Origin of the sequence: Streptomyces chisholmiae (assembly GCF_031845445.1) — a bacterium.
GTDB lineage: Bacteria > Actinomycetota > Actinomycetes > Streptomycetales > Streptomycetaceae > Streptomyces > Streptomyces chisholmiae.
In genome coordinates this window covers 1-395 of the sequence record NZ_JAVREO010000294.1, presented here as the reverse complement: position 1 = coordinate 395, position 395 = coordinate 1, and the positions used below count along the sequence as shown (strand labels likewise).

The following is a 395-nucleotide window of genomic DNA, read 5'->3' as shown; positions in this document are numbered from 1 at the left end:
AGGACCGATGCCCGTTGCACTCACTGCGCCGCCCACACCGCCGGCGCTGCTCCACCCGCGCGGTGTCTGGTTCTTCAACTGGGTCATCCCCATCCTCGGCGGCTTGGTCGTGCTGCTCGCCGTGATCGACACCGTGCGCCGACGACGCCTCACCTGGGGCTTCCTGTTCCTGACCAACAGCATGTTGGTGTATTGGATGGAGACAGTGGGAGATTGGGGTCAGCAACTGATCTACAGCCCAACCTTCGCCCAGCACCACCTACTGGATTGGCTGCCCCTCAAAACCCCCAACGATCCGTTGTTCATGCCGTTCGCCTACGCCTGCTACTGGACCGTGCATGCCTGGATCGTCCTCAAGATCGGCCAGTTCCTGGTCAACCGCTACGGCTGGTCCC

The 395-nt window shown here is 62.5% G+C and carries 1 protein-coding gene; it reads left to right on the top strand.

Annotation, left to right across the window (positions count from 1 at the left end):
- On the top strand, positions 1 to 395 hold a 395-nt coding region (locus RM844_RS33265; RefSeq protein WP_311671144.1), incomplete at both ends, for a hypothetical protein.